Consider the following 2400-nt stretch of genomic DNA (forward strand, 5'->3'; position numbering starts at 1 on the left):
ATAACAACTAAGGGTTTGGCATGACGCAGACACTCGAATCCGGCGGCGCGCGAGCCGCCGTGACGCCACCGAACTCCGGGGCGAAGAACAAGCCGCTCGGCGCGGTGATCGCCGCCGTCGGCATTCCGATGTTCATGGTCACGCTGGACAACCTCGTCGTGACGAACGCCCTCCCGGTGATCAAAACCGAACTGGGAGCGTCGCTGTCGGACCTGCAATGGTTCATCAACGCCTACACGCTGTCCTTCGCCGCGCTGTTGCTGTCGGCGTCGGCCCTGGGCGACAGGATCGGCCGGCGCCGGGTCTTCCTGGCCGGAATCGGCATCTTCGTCGTCGCTTCCGCGGCGTGCGCGCTGGCCACCGAGCCGTGGATGCTCATCGCCGCCCGTGCGGTGCAGGGCGTCGGTGGTGCGGCCGTCATGCCGCTGTCGCTCACCTTGCTGGCCGCCGCGGTACCCGAGAAGATGCGCAGCGCCGCGATCGGGATCTGGGGCGGCATCGCCGGCTTGGGCGTCGCCGTCGGGCCGGTCGTCGGCGGTGCGGTGGTCGACGGCCTGAACTGGCAGTGGATCTTCTGGCTCAACGTCCCGATCGGTCTGCTGGCGCTGCCCTTCGCTGCCCGCATGCTGTCCGAATCACGGGGCGCCGCACGGAAACTCGACTACTTGGGCGTGCTGCTCTCAGCTGGTGGCGTGCTGGCGCTGGTCTGGGGTGTCATCCACGGTGCCGATGACGGCTGGACCGCACCGCAGGTTCTCACCGCGCTGATCGGCGGCGCCGTGCTGCTCGTCGCGTTCGTCGTCTGGGAGACCTATGCCACCGATCCGATGCTCCCGCTACGCATGTTCCGATCCCGCGGCTTGAGCCTGAGCTTCATCGTGTCCTTCGGGTTCTCGTCCGGCGTCTTCGGCTCGATCTTCCTGCTCGCCCAGTTCTTCCAGGTGGTTCAGGGCTACTCACCGCTGGAGTCGGGCATCCGCACGATGCCGTGGACGATGGTCCCGATGGTCGTCGCACCGCTGGCCGGCCTGATCGTAGACCGCGTCGGCGCCCGCACCCTCATCGCGATCGGCCAGCTCTGCCTGGCCGTCTCCCTCGGCTGGATGGCGATGATCACCACCGCCGACGTCCCCTATCTCGCCTTCGTCGCCCCGTTCGTCCTCGGCGGCATCGGCATGGGCCTCACCTTCGCGCCCTCGTCCACCATCGTCATGGCCAGCGCTTCCCCCGCCGACCAGGGCATGGCGTCGGGCATCAGCAGCACCGTTCGCGAAGTGGGCGTCGCCATGGGCATCGCCGTCCTGGCCTCGGTCTTCGCCTCCCACGGCTCCTACACCGACCCCCAGGCCTACGTGGACGGGCTCGTCCCCGCGGTGTGGGTCGGCGCCGCCCTGGTCGCCTGCGCGGCGGTGGTGGCAGCGTTCCTGCCCCGGCACACTCAGCCCGCGCGATAGCCGCTGATCGGTTCCCTGAGCAGGTGGTTGTCGCCGAACGGCACGACAACCACCTGCTCGGCATCGTCATAGATGATGGTGCCCGGTGCGACGGAGTCCAGCCGCTCCCATTCGACGCCGTGCGCGTCGAGGATCGCGAGGTATCCCTCGACCCGCTCGATCATCGACACCGCGCTCGCCTTGAACCACGAGGCGGCACCTGGATGCCGTGCGCGGTCGTACACCCCCGGGTCGACGTCACTCGGATTCGTCAGATTCTCGCTGAACCAATCGTTGCCGCCCCGGCGGAACCGCACCTCCCCGGCACTCAGGTGCCCTGCGGTCCACAGCCCGTTCACCAGGCCGAACACGCCCGGATGTCGACCGTGTCGATTGGGCTGCGCAGCCTGGAATCGAACGTAGGACAGTGCGCTCGCCGACGTGACCCGACGGCCGCTCGGCCCTGTCATCCGACACTGTCCGGGTGCTGGCCCTGCTCGGGCGCCGCCTGCTGTTCGGGCCGGTGCGCGCACAACCCCGCCGCACGCGGGAACGGACGCCGCCCCACGGGCCGAATCCCGAAGCCACACAACGCAAGCCCGCTCCCTGGAGCGGTCAGTCGAGCACGCCGCCCCCGCGGAGACGTCGGATCGCCGGTCTGTTCAGCCATCGAGTCGTCCTGTTCTCGAGTCGAACACGCTGGTGTGTTTGCTCATTTGGACGCGCCCCGATCCCATTCGGTTCCCTCGAATTCGGACTGCTTTCCGATTGCCCTGAGAAACAGCCGATTCGGGCACAACACCCGACGCCGCGCGCAGCTCCGATATTGCGCGGTACGGAGCGCTCCGTGGGGACCGTGGGGAAATTCGTTGCCAGGTCACCGCGGTGAGCCGGTTGATCACTGGCTCGACCAGGTCGCGGTATCGTTGACCACAGCAGTCCGCACGAATGGAGCGACCGCATGACC

Annotated in this window: 2 protein-coding genes; one reads left to right on the forward strand and one right to left on the reverse strand. The window is 68.0% G+C overall.

What is annotated here, in order from left to right:
- Positions 1-20: 20 nt before the first annotated feature.
- The gene (locus ACFWF3_RS32415; protein ID WP_378994141.1) at positions 21-1454 is read left to right on the forward strand and encodes a DHA2 family efflux MFS transporter permease subunit; all 1434 of its coding nucleotides are present in this window, start codon (positions 21-23) and stop codon (positions 1452-1454) included.
- Here ACFWF3_RS32415 and ACFWF3_RS32420 read toward each other — a convergent pair.
- Positions 1439-1903, reverse strand: a complete 465-nt coding sequence (locus tag ACFWF3_RS32420; protein ID WP_379317656.1) for a hypothetical protein — start codon at positions 1901-1903, stop codon at positions 1439-1441. The two genes, ACFWF3_RS32415 and ACFWF3_RS32420, sit on opposite strands and share 16 nt — an antisense overlap.
- Between the last annotated feature and the right edge of the window lie 497 nt (positions 1904-2400).

The sequence above is a fragment of the Nocardia sp. NPDC060220 genome (genome assembly GCF_042727815.1).
In the GTDB taxonomy this organism is placed as follows: domain Bacteria; phylum Actinomycetota; class Actinomycetes; order Mycobacteriales; family Mycobacteriaceae; genus Nocardia.